Here is a 17,826-nt window from a genome sequence, read left to right as displayed (position 1 = left end):
GCCCTGCGCGGTGACCCGATGAACATGCAGACTTCGAACGTGATCGCCCCCCCCTCGCCGCGCACGCTGGCCGAGACCGGATTGTCGCTGGTGATGATGCGCGACATCCTGATCAAGACGATGTTCCGGATGAACCTGGACCTCGTGACCCAGATCGCGCGGGTTGTCTGCCTGCCGGTGCCGCTGGCGCAGGAACTCGTGGATCTGGCCCGGTCGCAGCGACTGGTCGAGGCGACAGGCACGCTGCACGCCACCTCGGGCAACGAGATGGGCTATCAGCTGACCGATGCCGGCAAGGCCCGCGCGCTGGATGCGCTGAGCCAGTCGGAATACTACGGCGCGATGCCCGTCCCGCTCGAGGAGTACAAGCAGCAGGTGCAGCGCCAGTCGGTGCGCAACATCAAGCTGACGCGCGACCAGCTGACCGGGGCGATGGGCCACCTGATCCTGCCGGACGAGCTTCTGGACCACCTTGGCCCGGCGGTCAGCTCCGGCCGGTCGATCCTGATGTATGGCCCGCCCGGCAACGGCAAGTCCTCGATCTCGAACGGCATCCGCGACGCGCTGGGGGACCGGATCTACGTCCCGCGCGCGCTGGAATATTCGGGCCAGGTCATCACCGTCTATGACCCGATCGTGCATCGCGCGGCCGAGGCGGCGGTGGACGATCCGACCAGCCTGCGCCGAACCTCGAACCGCTTCGACAATCGCTATGTCTGGTGCGAACGTCCAACCGTCATCACGGGCGGCGAGCTGACGCTGGACATGCTCGACCTGACCTACAACCCGGTGGCGCGGACCTATCAGGCGCCCCTGCAGCTGAAATCGACCGGCGGGGTGTTCATCGTCGACGACCTTGGCCGTCAGGCCGAGCCGCCGCAGAAGCTGGTGAACCGCTGGATCGTCCCGCTCGAGGAAAGCCGCGACATCCTTGCCCTGCAATCGGGCGAGAAGTTCACCGTGCCCTTCGACACGCTGGTGATCTTTTCCACCAACTTCCACCCGAACGAGATCTTCGACGGCGCCGCGCTGCGCCGGATCTTCTTCAAGATCAAGATCGACGGCCCGAACCAGGAGAATTTCCTGAAGATCTTCGCGATGGTGGCGAAGAAGCGCAAGATGCCCTTGGACGAGGCGGCGCTGCTGCACCTGATGAAGGTGAAGTTCCCGACCATCGAGAACCGCTACGCCAACTACATGCCGGTCTTCCTGATCGACCAGATGATCGCGGTCTGCGAGTTCGAGGGCCTGCCCTACCAGATGACCCCGGCTCTGGTCGACCGGGCCTGGTCCAACATGTTCGTGCGCGAGGAGGTGATCGCGCGCTAGCCGCGCCGGATCGCGAAGGGCCCGTTCTCGGTCAGGATCGCGTCGAGCGGCTGGTCGGTCGGCTCGATCGGCACCTCTGGCAGTTCCTGCGCCGCGAAGGCGAAACCCACCGCGGTCACCGGGTGCCGGGCGCGCAACCGTTCCAGCGTGCGGTCGTAGAAGCCGCCGCCGTAGCCCAGCCGGAAGCCGCGGCGGTCGAAGGCCAGCAGCGGCACGATCAGGACCTCGGGCTCGAGCCAGGCGCCTTCGGCCGGGACCCTCGCTCCGAACGGACCCTCGATCATCTCGACGCCGGGGCTCCATTCGCGGAAGCGCAGCGGCTCGCCCGGCTTGACGATGACGGGAACGCAGACCGGCCCGTCATGCGAGGTCATCGCCGGCAGCGGGTTCATCTCCGAGCGGATCGGCATGTAGCCTGACAGCACGCGCCCGCGATGCGGCGCCAGCCAGTCGGCGAGCAGTTCGGCCGCCTGACCCTGCCCCTGCGCATGGGCCAGCGCCCGGGCGGCGGCGGCGGCGCGGCGCGCCTCGGCCTTTCGCGCCGCCAGCGTCACAGCAGCACCAGCGTGGCAAGGCCAAGGAAGGCGAAGAAGCCCATAACGTCGGTCAGGGTCGTGACGAAGGTGCCCGAGGCCAGCGCGGGATCGAGGCCCAGCCGGTTGAGGCCGAGCGGCACCAGCACCCCGCCAAGCGCCGCCACCATCTGATTGCAGATCATCGCCATCCCCAGCACGATCCCGAGCATGTGGTCTCCAAAGATCACGAAGCCCGCGAGCCCGAGGATCAGCGCAAGTCCCAGCCCGTTCAGCAGCCCGGCAAGCAGCTCCCGCCGCACCACCCGCGGCGCGTTGGCCGAGGTGAGGTTCCGCGTCGCCAGCGCCCGCACCGCAACGGCGAGCGACTGGGTCCCCGCGATCCCGCCAGTCGAGGCGACGATCGGCATCAGCGCGGCGAGCGTCACGAGTTGGGAGATGGTCGCCTCGAAGCCGGTGATCACCACCGCCGACAGCGAGGCGGTGAAGAGGTTCGCCACCAGCCACGGCAGGCGCTGGCGCGCGGTGGCGAAGGGGCCGTCCGACAGGCTGCTTTCGTCGCCGACGCCGGCGAGGCGCAGGATGTCCTCCTCGTGCTCCTCGTCCAGCACGTTCATCGCGTCGTCGATGGTGATTACGCCGACCAGACGGTCACCGGCGTCCACCACCGGGCAGGAAATCAGGTGATACTGGTTGAAGATATAGGCGACCTCGGCCTCCTCGACCGTGGCGCGTATGGTGCGGAAGCTGTCCTCCTCGATCTCGGTCAGCTTCACCTCGCGCCGCGACGACAGAAGCCGACCGAGCGTGACGTAGCCTTGCGGCTTCATCCGCGGATCGACGAGGATGACGTGATAGAACTGATCGGGCAGCTCCTCCGCCTCGCGCAGGAAGTCGATGGTCTCGCCCACGGTCCAGTGCACCGGAGCCACCACCACCTCGCGTTGCATGAGGCGGCCGGCGGAATATTCCGGATAGGCCATCGCCTGCTCGACCGCGACACGGTCGGCGCGGTCCAGCGCGTCGAGGATTGCCTCCTGCTGCGGTTCCTCGAGGTCCTCAAGGATGTCCACCACGTCGTCGGTGTCCAGCTCGCGCACCGCCTCGGCGATGACCTCGGGCGGCAGGGTCTCGATCACCTCCTCTCGGATCGAGTCGCTGATCTCGGACAGGATTTCGCCGTCGATGCCGTCGGGCCAGAGCGCGAGCAGCTCTCGCCGTTCGTTGGGCGCGATCTGCTCCAGCACGTCGGCCACGTCGGCGGCATGCAGCGGCTCGAGCAGGTCGGCAAGGCGCGATTCGTCGCGTTCCTCGACAGCCTCCAGCACGGAGTCCACGACGCTGTTGGCGACGCCCCGCCGCTCGTCCTCGCGCATGTCGCCCGCCTCTGCCTGCACGTCGTCGCCCCCTGCCGTCTCGCGCAGACCTTAGCGGATGGCGTCGCGCAGAAACAGGGGCACCGGGAAATTTACCACGCCGCCGAAAGGGGCTAGGTTGGGCCGCCGCAACCCGAGGAGGCCCCCGTGACCGATCTGCTGCTTGGCCAGGTGATCTCCTTCACCGGCGATCCGTTCGAACTGGGCGAGGCCGCGGCGCGGCACGAGGCCCGCGGCGCCGTTCTGGTCGAGAATGGCCGCATCGCCGCCGTCGGCCCGGCCGATGCGCTGCGCGTGGCGCATCCAAGGGCGCGGATCACCGATTACGGCGACGGGGCGCTGATCTCGGCCGGTTTCATCGACGCCCATGTCCACTATCCCCAGACCGCGATCATCGCGAGCTGGGGCAAGCGGCTGATCGACTGGCTGGAAACCTACACCTTCCCCGAGGAGATGCGGTTTTCGGACCCGGCCCATGCCGCCGAGGTGGCCGGCCGCTACCTCGACCTCGTGCTGGCGCAGGGGACCACGACGGTCTGCAGCTACTGCACCATCCATCCCGCAAGCGTCGAGGCCTTCTTCGAGGCCGCAGCCGCCCGCGGCCTGCGCGCCTATGCCGGCAAGACCTGCATGGATCGCAACGCGCCCGAGGGTCTGCGCGACACCGCGCAAAGCGCCTACGACGACAGCAAGCGCCTGCTCGGGCGCTGGCACGGCCGGGACCGACTGTCCTATGTGATCACGCCGCGCTTCTCGCCCACCTCGACGCCCGGACAGCTCGAGGCGCTCGGCGCGCTCTGGCGCGAGCATCCGGACTGCCTGATGCAGACCCATCTGTCGGAGCAGGCCGACGAGGTCGCATGGGTCCGGGACCTGCACCCGCAGGCGCGCGACTACCTCGACACATACGAGGTTCACGGTCTTCTGCGCGAGGGCGCGGTCTTCGGTCACGCGATCCATCTGACCGCGCGCGAGAAGGCGCGGCTGGCCGAGGCGGGTGCAAGCCTCGTGCATTGCCCGACCTCGAACACCTTCATCGGGTCGGGCCTGTTCGACATGGGCCTTGTCACGCGCGGCATCCGGGTCGGGCTGGCGACCGACACCGGGGGCGGGTCGTCCTTCTCGATGCTGCGCACCATGGCTGCCGCCTATGAGATCGGCCAGTTGCGCGGGCAGGCGCTGCATCCGGCGCAGCTGTGGTGGCTGGCGACGCAAGGGTCCGCTCAGGCACTGCGAGCCGAGGACCGGATCGGCAACATCGCGCCGGGGCTCGAAGCCGATCTGGTGGTGATCGACCTTGCCTCGACGCCGGCCATCGAACAGGCGACGCGCCGGGCCGGAAGCCTGTGGCAGCAGCTGTTCCCCACCATCATGATGGGCGACGACCGCGCCATCCGCGAGGTCTGGGTCGGCGGGCGACCGCTTGGCCGGCGCTGAGGTCAGCCAGCCAGCGCCGCGAGCGCTGCGGCATGGATCTCGGCATTGGCGGCGGCGATGATGCGCCCGCCCTGCGGGTTCCGCCGGCCCTGCCAGTCGGTCACAATACCGCCCGCGGCCTCGATCACCGCCATCGGCGCCTGCACGTCATAGGCCTGCAATCCCGCCTCGACCACGAGGTCGATATGGCCGGCCGCAACCAGCGCATAGGCATAGCAGTCCGTGCCGTAGCGGGTCAGCTTCACCTGACGGCTGAGGCGGCGGAAGGCGGCCTCTTCCTCGGCAGTGCCGACTTCCGGAAAGGTGGACATCAGGATCGCCTCGGCCAGCGGCCGCGGCGCGCGCGTCGCGAGCCTGCGTTCGCCCATCGGGCCGCGCAGCCGCGCCCGGCCGAAGCCTCCCTCGAAGCGCTCGCCGATATAGGGCTGGTCGATCAGGCCGTAGATCGGCCCCGTCTCATCCGCGACCGAGATCAGCACGCCCCAGGTCGGCGTGCCGGCAAGATAGGATCGCGTGCCATCAATCGGGTCGAGCACCCATGTCAGGCCGGTCTCGCCGGCGCTCGAGCCCATTTCCTCGCCAAGGATGCCGTCGCGCGGGCGGCGGCGCGCCAGAATGGCGCGCATCCGCTCCTCGCACAGCCGGTCGGCGACCGTCACCGGGTCAAACCGGTCGCTCTCCTTGGTTTCGGCCGAGAGTGCTGCGCTACGGAAATGCCGCAGCGTGGCTTCGCGTGCCGCTTCGGCCAGTTCGGCCGCAGTGTCGATCAGGTCGGCGGTCTCGCTGTCGGTGAGCATCTGCATCTCAGCCCTCCTGCGCCTCGCGGGTAACCCGCGAGACGGTCAGGGTCAAGCGCGGCGTCCCCGGCAGGGCGCCCGCTCATTCGTCCAGCTAGGCGGCTTCGGACAGCACCCGGGCCAGGTCGAACAGACGCCGGCGCTGCGCCTCGGGAATGGCGTAGTAGGAGCGGACCAGCTCCAGCGCTTCCTTGTCGGTGATGCGGTCGCCTTCCGCCTGACGGGCCTGATCGCCCGAGCCTTCCAGCCCCTCGAAGAAGAAGCTGATCGACACGCCCAGCGCCTCGGCAATGTCCCACAGGCGCGAGGCGCTGACGCGGTTCATGCCGGTTTCGTATTTCTGGATCTGCTGGAACTTGATTCCCACGCAGTCCGCCAGCTGCTGCTGCGTCATGCCCACCATCCACCGGCGGTGGCGGATGCGCTTCCCAACGTGGGCGTCGACGGGATGTTTCATAAAATGTCTCCGTAAATCTTCCAGCTGTCCCTGCCCTTCTAACAAGCAAATTCCGTGCCAAAGCGCCGTTAACATTCCTTTTCTTTCCAGAAAAACACCGCTTGAAACAAACCTGTCTTTTTGGATATGTCTATTCATACAGACCCGGCTGACTTTTTGGTGAAGGTCTGCGGATCGCCCCTCGGGCGCACGGGAATCCCCTGACTCGCCCATAGGTGATTTTGCAGATTGCATCGCATTTTGCGGCGCATCCGCCCCAAAACTTTTGCATTTCGCAAAGGATAGGGAAAACTCTGGCGCGACGGGCCTGCGAATGGTCAAGTCTGGCCTCCGTTTCCGCCCCAGAAAGCACAAGACACCGCCAGATGCGCGCCTTTCGATTGAGTGATTTCGGACATGTTCCCACGCTGGCGGAGGTTCCGCTGCCGGACCCCAGGGCGGGGGAAATCCGCCTGCGCATCACGGCCTGCGCGCTGAATTTCGCCGACCTGCTGATGATCGACGGCCGCTATCAGGAGCGTCCTCCCCTGCCGCTGACGCTCGGCATGGAGGTCGCCGGGGTGGTGGATGCCCTCGGTCCCGGCGTGGCCGGACCCGCGCCCGGCACCCGCGTGGCCGCCTTCGGGTCGAGCGGGGGGCTGGCCGACTATGGCTGCTGGCCCGCCGAGCGCTGCCTGCCGCTTCCCGAGGCCATCGGCTTCCGCGACGCGGCAGCCTTCCAGATCGCCTATGGCACCGGCCACCTCGCGCTGGACCATCGCGCCCGCCTGCAACCCGGCGAGACGCTCTTCGTGACCGGCGCGGCCGGGGGGGTGGGCTTGGCCGCGGTCGAGATCGGCCGAAGGATGGGGGCGAGGGTCATCGCCAGCGCGCGCGGTGCCGACCGCCTCGCGATCGCCCGGGCCGCCGGCGCGCACGAGACGATCGACAGCGACACGCCGGACCTGCGCGCGGCCCTGAAGGACCTTGGCGGCGTGGACGTGACCTATGACACCGTGGGCGGTCCGGGCTTCCACGCCGCGCTGCGGGCGTCGCGTCCCGAGGGGCGCCTTCTGGCCATCGGCTTCGCGGGCGGAGACGTGCCGCAGATCCCCGCCAACCTGCTCCTCGTGAAGAACCTCAGCGTGATCGGCCTCTACTTCGGCGGCTACCTGACCTTCGCGCCGGACGTGCTGACCCGCAGCCTTGCCACGCTGCTCGACTGGCTGGCCGACGGCAGCCTGAAGCCCCACGTCAGCCACGAACTGCCGCTCGACCGCGCGGCCGAAGGGCTGGACCTGCTCCGCAGCCGTCAGGCGACCGGCAAGGTGGTGATCACGCCCGGCGCCTGACCTTGAGCGGACCCTCGTCCGGTGCCCCCTCTGGTGCCGGGCGCCCCGCGGCAGGCACCGCCTGCGCCGCTGCAGCCTGCGGGCCGTAGGAGCGTCGGATCAGGTCGGCAAGAACCGCCACGGCCGGGCTGTGCGCCGGATCAGCAACGTAAAGGTTCACCTTGCTGGTCGCGAGATCCGGCAGCAGGCCGCCATGGACGATCCGCTCCATGTAGCGCGGCTCGGCGCCGGCCAGCGAGACATGCACGGCGAGATCCGCGCTCACGCTCGCCTCGATGGTGCGCGAGCTGTCGGATTCGACGGCCATCGTCCAGGGAATGCCGGCATCGTCGAGTGCCGACTGCACGCCCATGCGGAAGATGCAGTTCGGCTCGAAGGCCAGCCGGAGCGGCCGGTGCTTCCAGACCTGCCCGCCCGGCGCCCCCACCCAGACCAGCGGAAGCTCCACCAGCGTCTCGCCTCCCGGCTCGACCGTATCCTCGGTGGTCATGATCACGTCGCACTCGCCGCGGGCGAACTGCGCCTTAAGCTTCCGGGTGTAGGAGGACAGCAGCGTCACCCGCATCCGCGGAAACTCGGCCGCGAACCGCTGGAGCACCTGCGGGATCGCGGGATAGACGATGTCGTGCGGCACGCCGAGCACGATCTCGCCCTCGTAGTCGTCATGGGTCAGGCGGCCGAACACCTCGTCGTTCAGCGCCAGCATCCGCCTTGCATAGCCCAGAAGCTGCTCGCCCGCCGCCGTCAGCGTCACCTTGCGGGCCGAGCGGTCGAGCAGCGCCAGATCCAGCGTCTCCTCGAGCCGCTTGATCTGCATCGAGACCGCGGACTGCGTGAGGTTCAGAAAGCCCGCGGCGCGCGTCACGCCCCCCGCATCGGCAACAGCCACGAAGGAGCGCAGGGCGGTCAGGTCGAGGTTGCGGGGCATATCATCGTTCCTGATGGTTCAAGTCAAAAGCATTCATTTTCCAAATGTGAACGATTCTGGCATAACGATCAAGCGGCGGGAGGGACCCGCCCATCGCGGAACCGATCACGGAAAGGACAGATCATGTTTGCCTCGATTCATACCGCTCGCCTTGCGACCCGCGGCGTGCAGACGGGCGGCAGCGTTCAGCGCCTTGTCGCGACGCTCCGCCTCGGCCTGGCCGCCCGCCGCCAGCGCCAGGCGCTGGCGCAGCTCGATCCGCATCTGCTGGCCGATGTCGGCGTCACCCCGGCCGAGGCCGAGGCCGAGGCGATGCGTCCGATCTGGGACGTGCCCTCGAACTGGCGTTGCTGAGACGGAAAGCCACGGCTTTCGCCCCCGGCCACGGTCGGAAATCCTTGAACTGCGGGGGCGGCTTTCCAATATAGGCGTCAATCGGTGCCCATTCGCGGGGCACCCAGTTGAACAACATGGAGAGCATCAGATGGCTGAGTATGGCACGGTTCGTTCGGTCGGCGCAGGCGCCCGGGCGGCCAGGATCGACGAGGGCCTTCGCGCCCACATGAACAAGGTCTACGGGCTGATGTCGGTCGGGATGCTCTTGACCGGCGGTGTGGCCTGGGCCGTGGGCACCAGTGATCAGCTGTTCTCGCTTCTGCGCGACCCGGTGACGATGAGCCCGAACATCCTGGGCTGGATCGTGATGTTCGCGCCTCTCGTGATGGTCTTTGCCTTCGGCGCGGTGCTGAACCGCCTCAGCCAGGCGGCAGCGCAGCTGTTCTTCTACGCCTATGCGGCAGTGATGGGCCTGTCGCTCAGCTGGATCTTCGTGGCCTTCACCGGGGTGTCGATCGCGCAGACCTTCCTGATCACGGCGATCGCCTTCGCGAGCCTGTCGCTGTTCGGCTACACGACCAAGAAGGACCTGTCGGGCTTCGGCACCTTCCTGATCATGGGCGTGGTCGGCCTGATCGTGGCGATGATCGTGAACATCTTCCTCGCCTCGTCGGCGCTGGCCTTCGCGATCTCGGTGATCGGCGTGCTGATCTTCGCAGGCCTCACCGCCTACGACACGCAGAACATCAAGAACACCTACCTCCAGCATGCGCAGATGGCGGATTCCGAGTGGCTGGGCAAGGCGGCCATCATGGGCGCCCTGCAGCTCTACCTCGACTTCATCAACCTGTTCATGTTCCTGCTGCAGTTCATGGGCAACCGCGAGTAATCGCAGTTCCCCGCCGCAGACGAAGGGCCGGTCGATCGACCGGCCCTTTTTCATTCCGCTCCCAGAACCATGCGCACGGCCGGAAACCCGATCCCGGGGCGAAGCGGCACCTCCACCTCGCCCAGGCGCCGGAAGCCGACGCTTTCGTAGAAGGGCACCGCCGTCCGGGTCGCGAGACAGTCGAGCCTCGTGACGCCCGCCTCGCGCGCCTGGTCGATCACCCGCCGCAGGATGGCCGTGCCGATTCCCTCGCGGATGCGGGAGGCATGGGTGACGAGGTGCCGGATCTCGCCCTGCCCCGGCGCGCGCAGGCTCCACCCGCCCGCGCCGAGGATCCCGTCCTGTCCCTCGGCCAGCCAGTATCGTCCCGAGGCGAGCAGCGCCGGCTGCGCCCGCGCCAGCAGCGGAACCGCCGTTACCAGCACCGAGGGAGGATAGTCGGCCCGCAGGAGGCGCGCATAGCTGTGCGCGAACAGCGCATCGACCGCCGCGAGGTCGGCCGGGCGCGCGGGGCGCAGGCGGATGTCGGAAGCAACCATGCGGCGGCCCTCAAATGCAGAAGGCCGCGCCCTCGGGCACGGCCTCGTCCGCGGACCGGAAAGGCAGATCTTACTTGATCTTGCCTTCCTTATATTCGACATGCTCACGCTTGACGGGGTCGTATTTCTTCACGACCATCTTGTCGGTCATGGTGCGGGCGTTCTTCTTGGTCACGTAGAAGTGCCCGGTGCCCGCCGTCGAGTTCAGCCGGATCTTGATCGTCGTCGGCTTCGCCATGGTTTCTCTCCTGCAGTCGGCGGGCAGACGCCCCCCGCAAAAATCCCTGAGGCCCGCCTTTTACCGGGGATGCCGCCAGAGTCAACCGCAAAAGCCCCGATTTCACAGGCTGCGGCGCATGAAAAGGCCCGCCCTCGGCGACGCGGGCGGGCCCTCCGAAGGCGGCTTTCGCGTCGTCAGCCGGTGACGCCGCGCAGCCGTTCCGAGCGGCGGCGCAGAAGCTCGACCGTGGCGAGAAGCGCGACCGAAATGACGACGAGGATGGTCGCCACCGACAGGATCGCCGGGCTGATCTGCTCGCGGATGCCGTTCCACATCTGGCGCGGAATGGTCTGCTGGTCATGCGCGGCCACGAAGAGCACCACGACCACCTCGTCGAACGAGGTCACGAAGGCAAACAGCGCGCCCGAGATCACGCCGGGCAGGATCAGCGGCATGGTCACCTTGAAGAAGGTCGTGGTGGGGCTCGCCCCCAGCGAGGCCGCTGCACGGGTCAGCGAGCGGTCGAAGCCCACCAGCGTCGCCGTCACGGTGATGATGACGAAGGGGATGCCCAGCGTGGCATGGGCGAGCACGATGCCAACGTAGCTGCCCGCAAGGCCGGTGGAAGAGTAGAAGAAGAACAGGCCCGTCGCCGTGATGATGATCGGCACGATCATCGGCGAGATCAGGATCGCCATGATGGCGCGGCGGAACGGCATCTCGGGCCGCGAGAGTCCCAGCGCCGCGATGGTCCCGAGCACGGTCGCAACCATGGTCGAGGCCACGCCGATGATCACGGAGTTCTTTGCCGCCCGCACCCAGGCCGCGTTGTTCCAGACGTCGAGCCACCAGGAACTGTCACGCGCGGCGCCGGGATTGGACATGCCGAAGGTCAGGAGCGTCTCGTACCAGCGCAGCGAATATCCCGTCGGGTCGAGCGACAGCATCTTCTCGGTGAAGGTGAAGTAGGGCTCGACGTTGAAGCTGAGCGGAATGACGATCAGGATCGGCGCGATCAGGAACAGGAAGATCAGGCCGCAGAGGACGCGATAGGTGTAATACCAGATGCGCTCGAGCGGGCTTGCGTAGACGGGAAGAGCCATCGGGCGGGGTCTCCTGTGGCGGGGGGCGGTGCGCCCCCCGGGAAGGGCAGGGAAGCCGGGCCTCAGCCCAGCTTCAGGTTGTCGATGCCGACCAGCCGGTCGTAGAGCCAGTAGAGGATCAGCACGAGGCCGAGCAGCACCGCCGCCAGCGCCGCGGCGAGCGACCAGTTCAGGCTGTCCTGCATGTGGAAGGCGATGAGGTTCGAGATCAGCTGCCCCGAGGCGCCGCCGACCAGCGCGGGCGTGATGTAGTAGCCGACGCCAAGGATGAAGACGAGCAGCGCGCCCGCACCGATCCCCGGCAGGGTCTGCGGCAGGTAGACCCGGCGGAAGGCGGTCCAGCTAGACGCACCAAGCGATCGCGCCGCGCGGACATAGGTGGGCGGGATCGGCCGCATCACCGAGTAGAGCGGCAGGATCATGAACGGCAGCAGGATATGCGTCATCGCGATGATCGTGCCGGCCTGGTTGTAGATCATCTGGATGCGATTCTCGTCCGAGATCAGCCCGGTCGCGACAAGGGCGTTGTTGACCACCCCCTGCCCCTGCAGCAGCACGATCCACGAGGTCGTCCGCACCAGTAGCGAGGTCCAGAACGGCAGAAGCACGAAGATCATCAGCAGGTTCGACGTGCGCAGCGGCAGCGTGGCCAGAAGATGCGCGATCGGGAAGCCGAGCAGCAGGCAGAGGAAGGTGATCAGCCCGGCAATGATGAAGGTGCGCTCGAACAGCATCATGTAGACGCGCCGGTCCTCGGGCGCGCGGATGATGTTGCCCTCGTTGTCGCGCGCCAGATCGACGGCGGCGAGGAAGAAGTTCGGCGAATAGGCCCGGGAGACCTGCCGCATCGTGCCCCAGAGCGCGGGATTGGCCCATTTCGGGTCCGCATCCAGCACCGCCTGCTGGAACGGCGGCTCGAAATTCCTGGCCTTGCGGCCGGTCGAGGTGAAGAGCGAGCGGGTGCCGGGCATCTCGTAGTTCACCCGCGTGCCGACCACGCCCACCGTCTTGGCCTCGGCCGCGGCCTTGAGGTCGGCGGCCAGCGCGGCATAGGCGGCCTCGTCCGGCGGCGTGCCGGGCTCGGTCTCGGCGAACCACTGGCTGAGCAGCGGCATGTTCTTCGAGAAGCCGTCGTTGTGGATCGAGCGGTGCAGCATCTGCCCGATCGGAATGATGAACGTCACGACGACGAAGAGCAGCAGCGGCGCCACCAGAAGGAAGGCGCGCCGTCGGGCGCGGGACTGGGCACGGGCCAGTGCGCCTTTCAGCGGGCGCCCGTCCGCGGTGGTAAGGCGCGCGGCACCTCCGGCGGCAAGATCTGCGGATGCTTCGGCCATCTTAGCCCTCTCGTCAGGAAAGGCGCGCCCGAAGGCGCGCCCGGGTCCGGATCAGTTCGACGCCAGCCAGGCGTTGAAGCGCTCTTCCAGTTCCGCGTCGTGATCGACCCAGAACTCATAGGACGAGGGAAGCGCGTTCTTCAGGTTCGCCTCGGCGGTGGGCATGTGCGGCGCCATCTCGGTCTTGCCGTCCTGATAGAGGCCGACGAGCGGACCCGAGGACTTGCGCGCCGGACCGTAGCTGATCCACTTGGCCTGATCGGCCAGCGGCTGCGTGCCGGTCGCGAAGGCCACGAACTTCTTGGCGCCTTCGAGGTTCGGCGCGCCCTTCGGGATCACGAACAGGTCGTATTCATAGACCTGGCCGTCCCAGATCGTCACGAAGGGCTTGTTCTCGGACACGGCGGCCGCGAAGATCCGGCCGTTGTAGGCCGTCGTCATGGTGACTTCGCCATCCGCCAGAAGCTGCACCGGCTGGGCGCCGGCTTCCCACCAGATCAGGTCCTTCTTGATCGAATCGAGCTTGGCGAAGGCACGGTCGACGCCTTCCGGGGTCGAGAGCATGTCATAGACCTCGGCCGCCGGGACACCGTCGCCCATCAGCGCCATCTCGAGCGTGGTCTTGGCGCTCTTCCACATGGCGCGCTTGCCGGGGAACTTCGTCGTGTCGAAGAAGTCGGCGATGGTGGCCGGCTTCTCTCCCGGGAACTTCGTCTCGTCATAGGCCACGACCGTCGAATAGACGATGTTGCCCACGGCGCATTCGCTCAAGGCGCCGGGCAGGAAGTCATCGGTCGCCGGGGTGCCGTCGGGCGCCGGCGGCAGCATCGCCGGATCGATCTCCTCAAGCTGGCCCTCGTCGCAGAGCCGCACGGCATCAGACGTGTTCACGTCGACCACGTCAACGCTGACGTTCTGCGCCTCGACCATCGCCTTGAGCGGCGTGGCCGGGTTGTCCGCGTCGATCGAGACCACGGTGATCCCGGTTTCCGCGGTGAACGGCTTGTGGAACGCCTCGACCTGGCTTGTCGTGTAGGCGCCGCCCCACGACATCACCTTCACCTCTTCCGCAGCGGCGGACCATGCCACTGCCGTCAAGGCGGTGGACAGAATGAGGGCCTTCTTCATCTGACAGTCTCCCTGGTTTTGCGTCTGTGCTTTTTTCTTGGCCGCAGGCTGCGGCAGATCCGTTTACACGGAGTTAAAGCGGATCGAGCGCTCGGGCGTCCTGGGGTGCCCAGCCGATCCGGATCTTCTCGCCGGGCTGCAGCATGCGCTGCCCCAGCGTGTTGCGGCTCTTGATGACGAACTCCTCGGAGCCGGCCACCCGCAGGCGCGTGCGGAAGATGTCGCCCATGTAGATGAACTCCATCACCTCGGCATCGATGAGGTGGGCGTTCGGAGGCAGCATCTCGGGCTTGTATTCGACCCGTTCGGGGCGGATCGAAACGAGAGTCTTCTGGCCCTTGCGGGACACGTTTACGGGGGTTGCGTCGATCAGCTCGCCCGTCTCCAGCCGGACAAGGGCGCGGCCTTCGGCAATCTCCTCGACCGTGCCGGGAAGGCGGTTGTTCTCGCCGATGAAGCTGGCCACGAAGCTGTTGCGGGGTCGCTCGTAAAGTTCGTCCGGCGGGGCAAGCTGCTGGATGCGGCCGTCGTTGAACACGGCGATCCGGTCCGACATGGTCAGTGCCTCGCCCTGGTCGTGGGTGACATAAACCACCGTGATGCCGAGGCTTTCGTGAAGGTGCTTGATCTCGAACTGCATGTGCTCGCGCAGCTGCTTGTCGAGCGCGCCGAGCGGTTCGTCCATCAGCACCAGCGCCGGATCGAACACCAGCGCACGGGCAAGCGCGATGCGCTGCTGCTGGCCCCCGGACATCTGCGCGGGGCGGCGGTTGGCGAAGGCGCCCATCTGCACCATGTCGAGCGCGCGCTTGATCTTGCGTTCGCGGTCGGGCTTGGACATGCCGCGCACCTCGAGCGGGAACGAGAGATTCTCGCCCACCGTCATGTGCGGAAAGAGCGCGTAGTTCTGGAACACCATCCCGATTCCGCGCTTGTGGGGCGGAACCGTGTTGATCGGGCGACCGTCGAGCCGGATGTCGCCATGCGTGGCGGTCTCGAACCCGGCGAGCATCATCAGACAGGTGGTCTTGCCGGAGCCCGAGGGCCCGAGCATGGTCAGGAACTCGCCCTGGCCGATCGTCAGATTGAGATCCTTAACGACCAGCGTCTCGCCGTCGTAGCTTTTCTGCACGTGTTCGAAAACGACGAAACCGTCGTCCTGGGTAGAAGCCACCACCCCATTCTCCCCATCTTGATCCGGCAGGTTTCCTGCACTCGTTGAAGTCGTTTAAAGCTGAACGGTCCCCTCATTGCAATCTTGTTGTGCAATGTCCCCGCCATGGGAAGGAACTGCCGTCTGGATCGGCAGGTAGCACGCCCTTCCGCGCGTCAGAGCGACGGGATGCGAACAGGAGGCCCCGAAAAGCGACGGATTGGTGACAAAAACGCCCCGCGGCGGCGGCCACGGCGGCGGAAACGCCGAAGGCGGCCCTTTCGGGCCGCCCTCTGGCGTCTCCATCAGGAGAATGGTGCGGTCGAGAAGACTCGAACTTCCACGGGAGTTACCCCACAGCGACCTCAACGCTGCGCGTCTACCAATTCCGCCACGACCGCACTGTCTTGGCTTGGTGGCGGGTTCTTAGCCAAGCTCGCGGGCGAAGGGAAGAGGGAATTTCACGCCTCGTGAAAAATGCCGCGGAGAGGGGCGCGGGCGCGCGCCTCCCCGCCGGACAAGTCACTGTCCCAGAAGCAGGAACGGCAGGCGCGCGGCAGCCGAGACGGCCTTGGCGCCGGCCTCCGCCATCCCGGCCGAGGGCTGCGCGGCCAGCGCCATCGCCGGCTGCGACGGCTCGACCGGCGGAGGCGCCACGGCCTCTTCCACCGGCGCGGCAACAGGTGCGGCCGCCGCCTCGACCACGGCCGCATCAGGCGGCGAGGCGAAGACCGGCAACTCGGCCGGCGCCTCGGGCGCGATCAGGTCGACCCGTCCCCCGACCGTATAGGCCGCCTTCCGAATCACCTCGCTCCGTTCCGGCATCCCCTGCCCGAACGGCGCGCCGCCCGCCTGCGCTGCGTCGATCCCCATCTGGTACCAGTCGAGCGCCAGATCCGGCCGCTGGCTGGCACCGAATCCCTGCGCCAGGTGATGGCCCAACAGCTCCGCATAGCCCTTCTGGCCGAGAGCGGTCAGCAGCAGGGCCGAGCCGATCGCCACATCCATCCGGTCCTCGACGTAGCCGGTGCCGAGGCAGATCCGGGCCGACCCCGCAAGCTGCGCCGGCTGGCGGCCGCTGGCCAGCACGAAGGCCGAGACGTCCTTCAGCACGTCGTCCCGCGGCTCCAGCGACAGCGCGGCGACCTGCGCCTGCAACGCGGGACCGAGCGCGTGACACTGCTCTGCGATCTGCTGCGGCGTGAAGCCCTGGACCTGCTTCGCCATCTCCTCGCTGGCCGAGATAGCGAAGCTGCGCGCCAGGCAGAACTGCTCGCCCAGGGCAAAGGTGGCGTCCGTCATTCCGGCCGCGGTGGTGTAGCCGCCGTTGGCGCTGGTCTGCAGCCCGACCGTGTTGCAGTGCGAGGCCAGCGAGACCATCGTTCCGCCCGCCCCGAGGAACGAGGGCAGCTCGGGGGCGGCCGGCTCCGGTTCGGCCGCGGGCACAGGCAGGTCGGGAAGCATGGCGGGCGCCGCCGCTGCCGCCGTCGCGGCCGCCGCCGGGGCCATGGCTGCGGGCGCCGGCATCGTCATGCCCGCGGATTGCGCCGGCGGCAGGCCGGCCATCTCGTCGCGCTGCATCAGCAGCAGCCCACGCATGCCCTGCGGATGGCTCATCACCGCCTGCTGCACCATCGGGCCGCCGGCCACGCCGCGGTGATAGGCGGTCGACAGGATCGTCCGCTCGTATTCCGTCAGCTGCCCGGTCGGCGCATAGCCGAGCAGCACCTGATACTGCGAGATGGCCGAGCGCGACCGCGACCCCAGCACGCCATCGACCGTGCCGACCGGATAGCCGAAATAGTTCAGCGCGGTCTGCACCTCCTTGTTCCGCTCGCGCTCTGCACTCGACATCGTGGGCCGGGCGCTGCGCGTCGACTGGCGCTGCACGGGCTGGGCGGCCTGGCGCTGGCGGTTCTGGTTGTTGGCGATCGCATGGCCGATGATGCCGCCGACGAGCGCACCCGCGATGGCGTCGCCGGCATCGGCCTGCACCTGTTCTGCCGGAGCCAGTCCGATCACGGCCGCGAGGCTGGCGGTGGCGAGGGATTTCAAATACATCGGACGTCTCCAGGAACGCGAGGGACTCGTTCAAACGGTAACACGGGTTTCGGGGCATTCCGCATGTTTTTTGCGTCGAGAAGGAGGGCTGCCGCATGACGACTTCCGGTCCGGAATGGACGGTGCTGCCGGGCCTGAGCCCCTACGCCGAGACGCTGGCGGCGATGGAGGCACGCGCCGCGCGCATCCGCGCCGGCGAGGCCCCCGAGGCGGTCTGGCTGCTGGAGCATCCGCCCCTCTACACCGCCGGAACCTCGGCGCGGGCCGAGGATCTGGTCGATCCGGATCGTTTCCCGGTCCATGTCGCCGGCCGCGGCGGGCAATACACCTATCACGGGCCGGGCCAGCGCGTGGTCTACGTGATGCTCGACCTCGACCGCCGGGGCCGCGACGTGCGCCGCTTCGTCTGCGCGCTCGAGCAATGGGTGATCGACACGCTGGCCGAGTTCAACGTGAAGGGCGAGCGGCGCGCCGGCCGGGTCGGCGTCTGGGTGGTGCGGCCTGACAGGGCCCCGGGTCCCGACGGCATCCCGCGCGAGGACAAGATCGCCGCCATCGGGGTGAAGCTCCGCCGCTGGGTCAGTTTTCACGGCCTGTCGATCAATGTGGAACCGGATCTCGCGCATTTCGAGGGGATCGTGCCCTGCGGCATCCGTGAACATGGCGTGACGAGCCTTGTCGATCTCGGCCTTCCGGTCACCATGGGAGACCTCGACGCCGCCCTTGCCCGCACCTTTCCCCGGAATTTTGCCGACTGACGCTGCGTCGCCATGCCGCTCCAACCAAATGCGGACTGGCCGGTTTTCTTGATCCAGATCAAAGTGCGAAGTTGCCGGCAACCGCCCGCCGCTCTAGCTTTGGGCGGAAGGCGC

18 protein-coding genes and 1 tRNA gene are annotated in these 17,826 nt (G+C 67.5%); 6 read left to right on the top strand and 13 right to left on the bottom strand.

Annotation, left to right across the window (positions count from 1 at the left end; all coding sequences use genetic code 11):
• Positions 1-18: 18 nt before the first annotated feature.
• Complete coding sequence (locus CK951_RS04480) at positions 19-1,329, top strand: ATPase (RefSeq protein WP_096785013.1); 1,311 nt, start codon at positions 19-21, stop codon at positions 1,327-1,329.
• On the opposite strand, the gene CK951_RS04475 is transcribed toward CK951_RS04480, so the two are convergent.
• Positions 1,326-1,883 (bottom strand): 5-formyltetrahydrofolate cyclo-ligase, encoded by a 558-nt coding sequence (locus CK951_RS04475; protein WP_096785012.1) that lies wholly within the window; start codon positions 1,881-1,883, stop codon positions 1,326-1,328. The genes CK951_RS04480 and CK951_RS04475 overlap by 4 nt on opposite strands.
• Entirely contained in the window at positions 1,880-3,259 is a 1,380-nt protein-coding gene (gene mgtE, locus CK951_RS04470; protein WP_096785011.1) for a magnesium transporter, read from the bottom strand. Before mgtE ends, CK951_RS04475 begins: the two co-directional genes overlap by 4 nt.
• Positions 3,260-3,385: 126 nt before the next feature.
• Here mgtE and guaD point away from each other — a divergent pair, with 126 nt between their 5' ends.
• Positions 3,386-4,675 (top strand): guanine deaminase, encoded by a 1,290-nt coding sequence (gene guaD, locus CK951_RS04465; protein WP_096785010.1) that lies wholly within the window; start codon positions 3,386-3,388, stop codon positions 4,673-4,675.
• Between the two features lie 2 nt (positions 4,676-4,677).
• On the opposite strand, the gene hisN is transcribed toward guaD, so the two are convergent.
• Complete coding sequence (gene hisN / locus CK951_RS04460; protein WP_096785009.1) at positions 4,678-5,478, bottom strand: histidinol-phosphatase; 801 nt, start codon at positions 5,476-5,478, stop codon at positions 4,678-4,680.
• An 88-nt stretch (positions 5,479-5,566) separates the two neighbouring features.
• Positions 5,567-5,929, bottom strand: coding sequence for a helix-turn-helix domain-containing protein (locus CK951_RS04455; RefSeq protein WP_096785008.1), 363 nt, complete (start codon positions 5,927-5,929; stop codon positions 5,567-5,569).
• A gap of 365 nt (positions 5,930-6,294) precedes the next feature.
• Between CK951_RS04455 and CK951_RS04450 the strand changes: the two genes are divergently transcribed.
• Positions 6,295-7,260 carry an NADPH:quinone oxidoreductase family protein gene (locus CK951_RS04450; protein WP_096785007.1) on the top strand — a complete coding sequence of 322 codons (966 nt, stop codon included), beginning with the start codon at positions 6,295-6,297 and terminating at the stop codon, positions 7,258-7,260.
• On the opposite strand, the gene CK951_RS04445 is transcribed toward CK951_RS04450, so the two are convergent.
• The gene (locus CK951_RS04445) at positions 7,244-8,188 is read right to left on the bottom strand and encodes a LysR family transcriptional regulator (protein WP_096785006.1); all 945 of its coding nucleotides are present in this window, start codon (positions 8,186-8,188) and stop codon (positions 7,244-7,246) included. The two genes, CK951_RS04450 and CK951_RS04445, sit on opposite strands and share 17 nt — an antisense overlap.
• Before the next feature lie 123 nt (positions 8,189-8,311).
• Between CK951_RS04445 and CK951_RS04440 the strand changes: the two genes are divergently transcribed.
• Together CK951_RS04440 and CK951_RS04435 are read left to right on the top strand one after the other, a co-directional pair.
• Positions 8,312-8,542: a DUF1127 domain-containing protein gene (locus CK951_RS04440; protein WP_096785005.1), complete on the top strand. Its 231-nt coding sequence runs from the start codon at positions 8,312-8,314 to the stop codon at positions 8,540-8,542.
• A gap of 130 nt (positions 8,543-8,672) precedes the next feature.
• A complete protein-coding gene (locus CK951_RS04435; RefSeq protein ID WP_096785004.1) occupies positions 8,673-9,413 on the top strand; it encodes a Bax inhibitor-1/YccA family protein in 741 nt (246 codons plus the stop codon).
• Between the two features lie 50 nt (positions 9,414-9,463).
• On the opposite strand, the gene CK951_RS04430 is transcribed toward CK951_RS04435, so the two are convergent.
• The 8 genes from CK951_RS04430 to CK951_RS04395 form a co-directional block, all read right to left on the bottom strand.
• On the bottom strand, positions 9,464-9,952 hold the full coding sequence (locus tag CK951_RS04430) for a GNAT family N-acetyltransferase (protein WP_096785003.1): 489 nt from the start codon (positions 9,950-9,952) through the stop codon (positions 9,464-9,466).
• 70 nt (positions 9,953-10,022) lie between these two features.
• Positions 10,023-10,190, bottom strand: a complete 168-nt coding sequence (gene rpmG, locus CK951_RS04425) for a 50S ribosomal protein L33 (RefSeq protein ID WP_096785002.1) — start codon at positions 10,188-10,190, stop codon at positions 10,023-10,025.
• A 176-nt stretch (positions 10,191-10,366) separates the two neighbouring features.
• On the bottom strand, positions 10,367-11,275 hold the full coding sequence (locus CK951_RS04420; protein ID WP_096785001.1) for an ABC transporter permease: 909 nt from the start codon (positions 11,273-11,275) through the stop codon (positions 10,367-10,369).
• 62 nt (positions 11,276-11,337) lie between these two features.
• Positions 11,338-12,612: an ABC transporter permease gene (locus tag CK951_RS04415; protein ID WP_096785000.1), complete on the bottom strand. Its 1,275-nt coding sequence runs from the start codon at positions 12,610-12,612 to the stop codon at positions 11,338-11,340.
• 51 nt (positions 12,613-12,663) lie between these two features.
• On the bottom strand, positions 12,664-13,740 hold the full coding sequence (locus CK951_RS04410) for an ABC transporter substrate-binding protein (protein ID WP_096784999.1): 1,077 nt from the start codon (positions 13,738-13,740) through the stop codon (positions 12,664-12,666).
• Positions 13,741-13,813: 73 nt separating this feature from the next.
• A complete protein-coding gene (locus tag CK951_RS04405) occupies positions 13,814-14,917 on the bottom strand; it encodes an ABC transporter ATP-binding protein (protein ID WP_096784998.1) in 1,104 nt (367 codons plus the stop codon).
• Positions 14,918-15,207: 290 nt separating this feature from the next.
• Positions 15,208-15,294, bottom strand: a tRNA-Leu gene (locus CK951_RS04400).
• Between the two features lie 121 nt (positions 15,295-15,415).
• Complete coding sequence (locus CK951_RS04395; RefSeq protein WP_096784997.1) at positions 15,416-16,954, bottom strand: peptidoglycan-binding domain-containing protein; 1,539 nt, start codon at positions 16,952-16,954, stop codon at positions 15,416-15,418.
• 95 nt (positions 16,955-17,049) lie between these two features.
• Here CK951_RS04395 and lipB point away from each other — a divergent pair, with 95 nt between their 5' ends.
• Positions 17,050-17,712: a lipoyl(octanoyl) transferase LipB gene (gene lipB, locus CK951_RS04390; protein ID WP_096784996.1), complete on the top strand. Its 663-nt coding sequence runs from the start codon at positions 17,050-17,052 to the stop codon at positions 17,710-17,712.
• The last annotated feature ends 114 nt before the right edge of the window (positions 17,713-17,826 follow it).

Source organism: Rhodobacter sp. CZR27 (assembly GCF_002407205.1).
In the GTDB taxonomy this organism is placed as follows: domain Bacteria; phylum Pseudomonadota; class Alphaproteobacteria; order Rhodobacterales; family Rhodobacteraceae; genus Cereibacter_A.
This window is presented reverse-complemented; position numbering and strand designations above follow the sequence as displayed.

What these genes read in the sequence shown, in the direction of transcription:
- CK951_RS04480 (WP_096785013.1), top strand. Translation starts at nt 19, where the DNA reads ATGAACATGCAGACTTCGAACGTGATCGCCCCCCCCTCGCCGCGCACG.
- hisN (WP_096785009.1), bottom strand. Translation starts at nt 5,478, where the DNA reads ATGCAGATGCTCACCGACAGCGAGACCGCCGACCTGATCGACACTGCG.
- CK951_RS04455 (WP_096785008.1), bottom strand. Translation starts at nt 5,929, where the DNA reads ATGAAACATCCCGTCGACGCCCACGTTGGGAAGCGCATCCGCCACCGC.
- CK951_RS04450 (WP_096785007.1), top strand. Translation starts at nt 6,295, where the DNA reads ATGCGCGCCTTTCGATTGAGTGATTTCGGACATGTTCCCACGCTGGCG.
- CK951_RS04445 (WP_096785006.1), bottom strand. Translation starts at nt 8,188, where the DNA reads ATGCCCCGCAACCTCGACCTGACCGCCCTGCGCTCCTTCGTGGCTGTT.
- CK951_RS04440 (WP_096785005.1), top strand. Translation starts at nt 8,312, where the DNA reads ATGTTTGCCTCGATTCATACCGCTCGCCTTGCGACCCGCGGCGTGCAG.
- CK951_RS04435 (WP_096785004.1), top strand. Translation starts at nt 8,673, where the DNA reads ATGGCTGAGTATGGCACGGTTCGTTCGGTCGGCGCAGGCGCCCGGGCG.
- CK951_RS04430 (WP_096785003.1), bottom strand. Translation starts at nt 9,952, where the DNA reads ATGGTTGCTTCCGACATCCGCCTGCGCCCCGCGCGCCCGGCCGACCTC.
- rpmG (WP_096785002.1), bottom strand. Translation starts at nt 10,190, where the DNA reads ATGGCGAAGCCGACGACGATCAAGATCCGGCTGAACTCGACGGCGGGC.
- CK951_RS04420 (WP_096785001.1), bottom strand. Translation starts at nt 11,275, where the DNA reads ATGGCTCTTCCCGTCTACGCAAGCCCGCTCGAGCGCATCTGGTATTAC.
- CK951_RS04415 (WP_096785000.1), bottom strand. Translation starts at nt 12,612, where the DNA reads ATGGCCGAAGCATCCGCAGATCTTGCCGCCGGAGGTGCCGCGCGCCTT.
- CK951_RS04410 (WP_096784999.1), bottom strand. Translation starts at nt 13,740, where the DNA reads ATGAAGAAGGCCCTCATTCTGTCCACCGCCTTGACGGCAGTGGCATGG.
- CK951_RS04395 (WP_096784997.1), bottom strand. Translation starts at nt 16,954, where the DNA reads ATGTATTTGAAATCCCTCGCCACCGCCAGCCTCGCGGCCGTGATCGGA.
- lipB (WP_096784996.1), top strand. Translation starts at nt 17,050, where the DNA reads ATGACGACTTCCGGTCCGGAATGGACGGTGCTGCCGGGCCTGAGCCCC.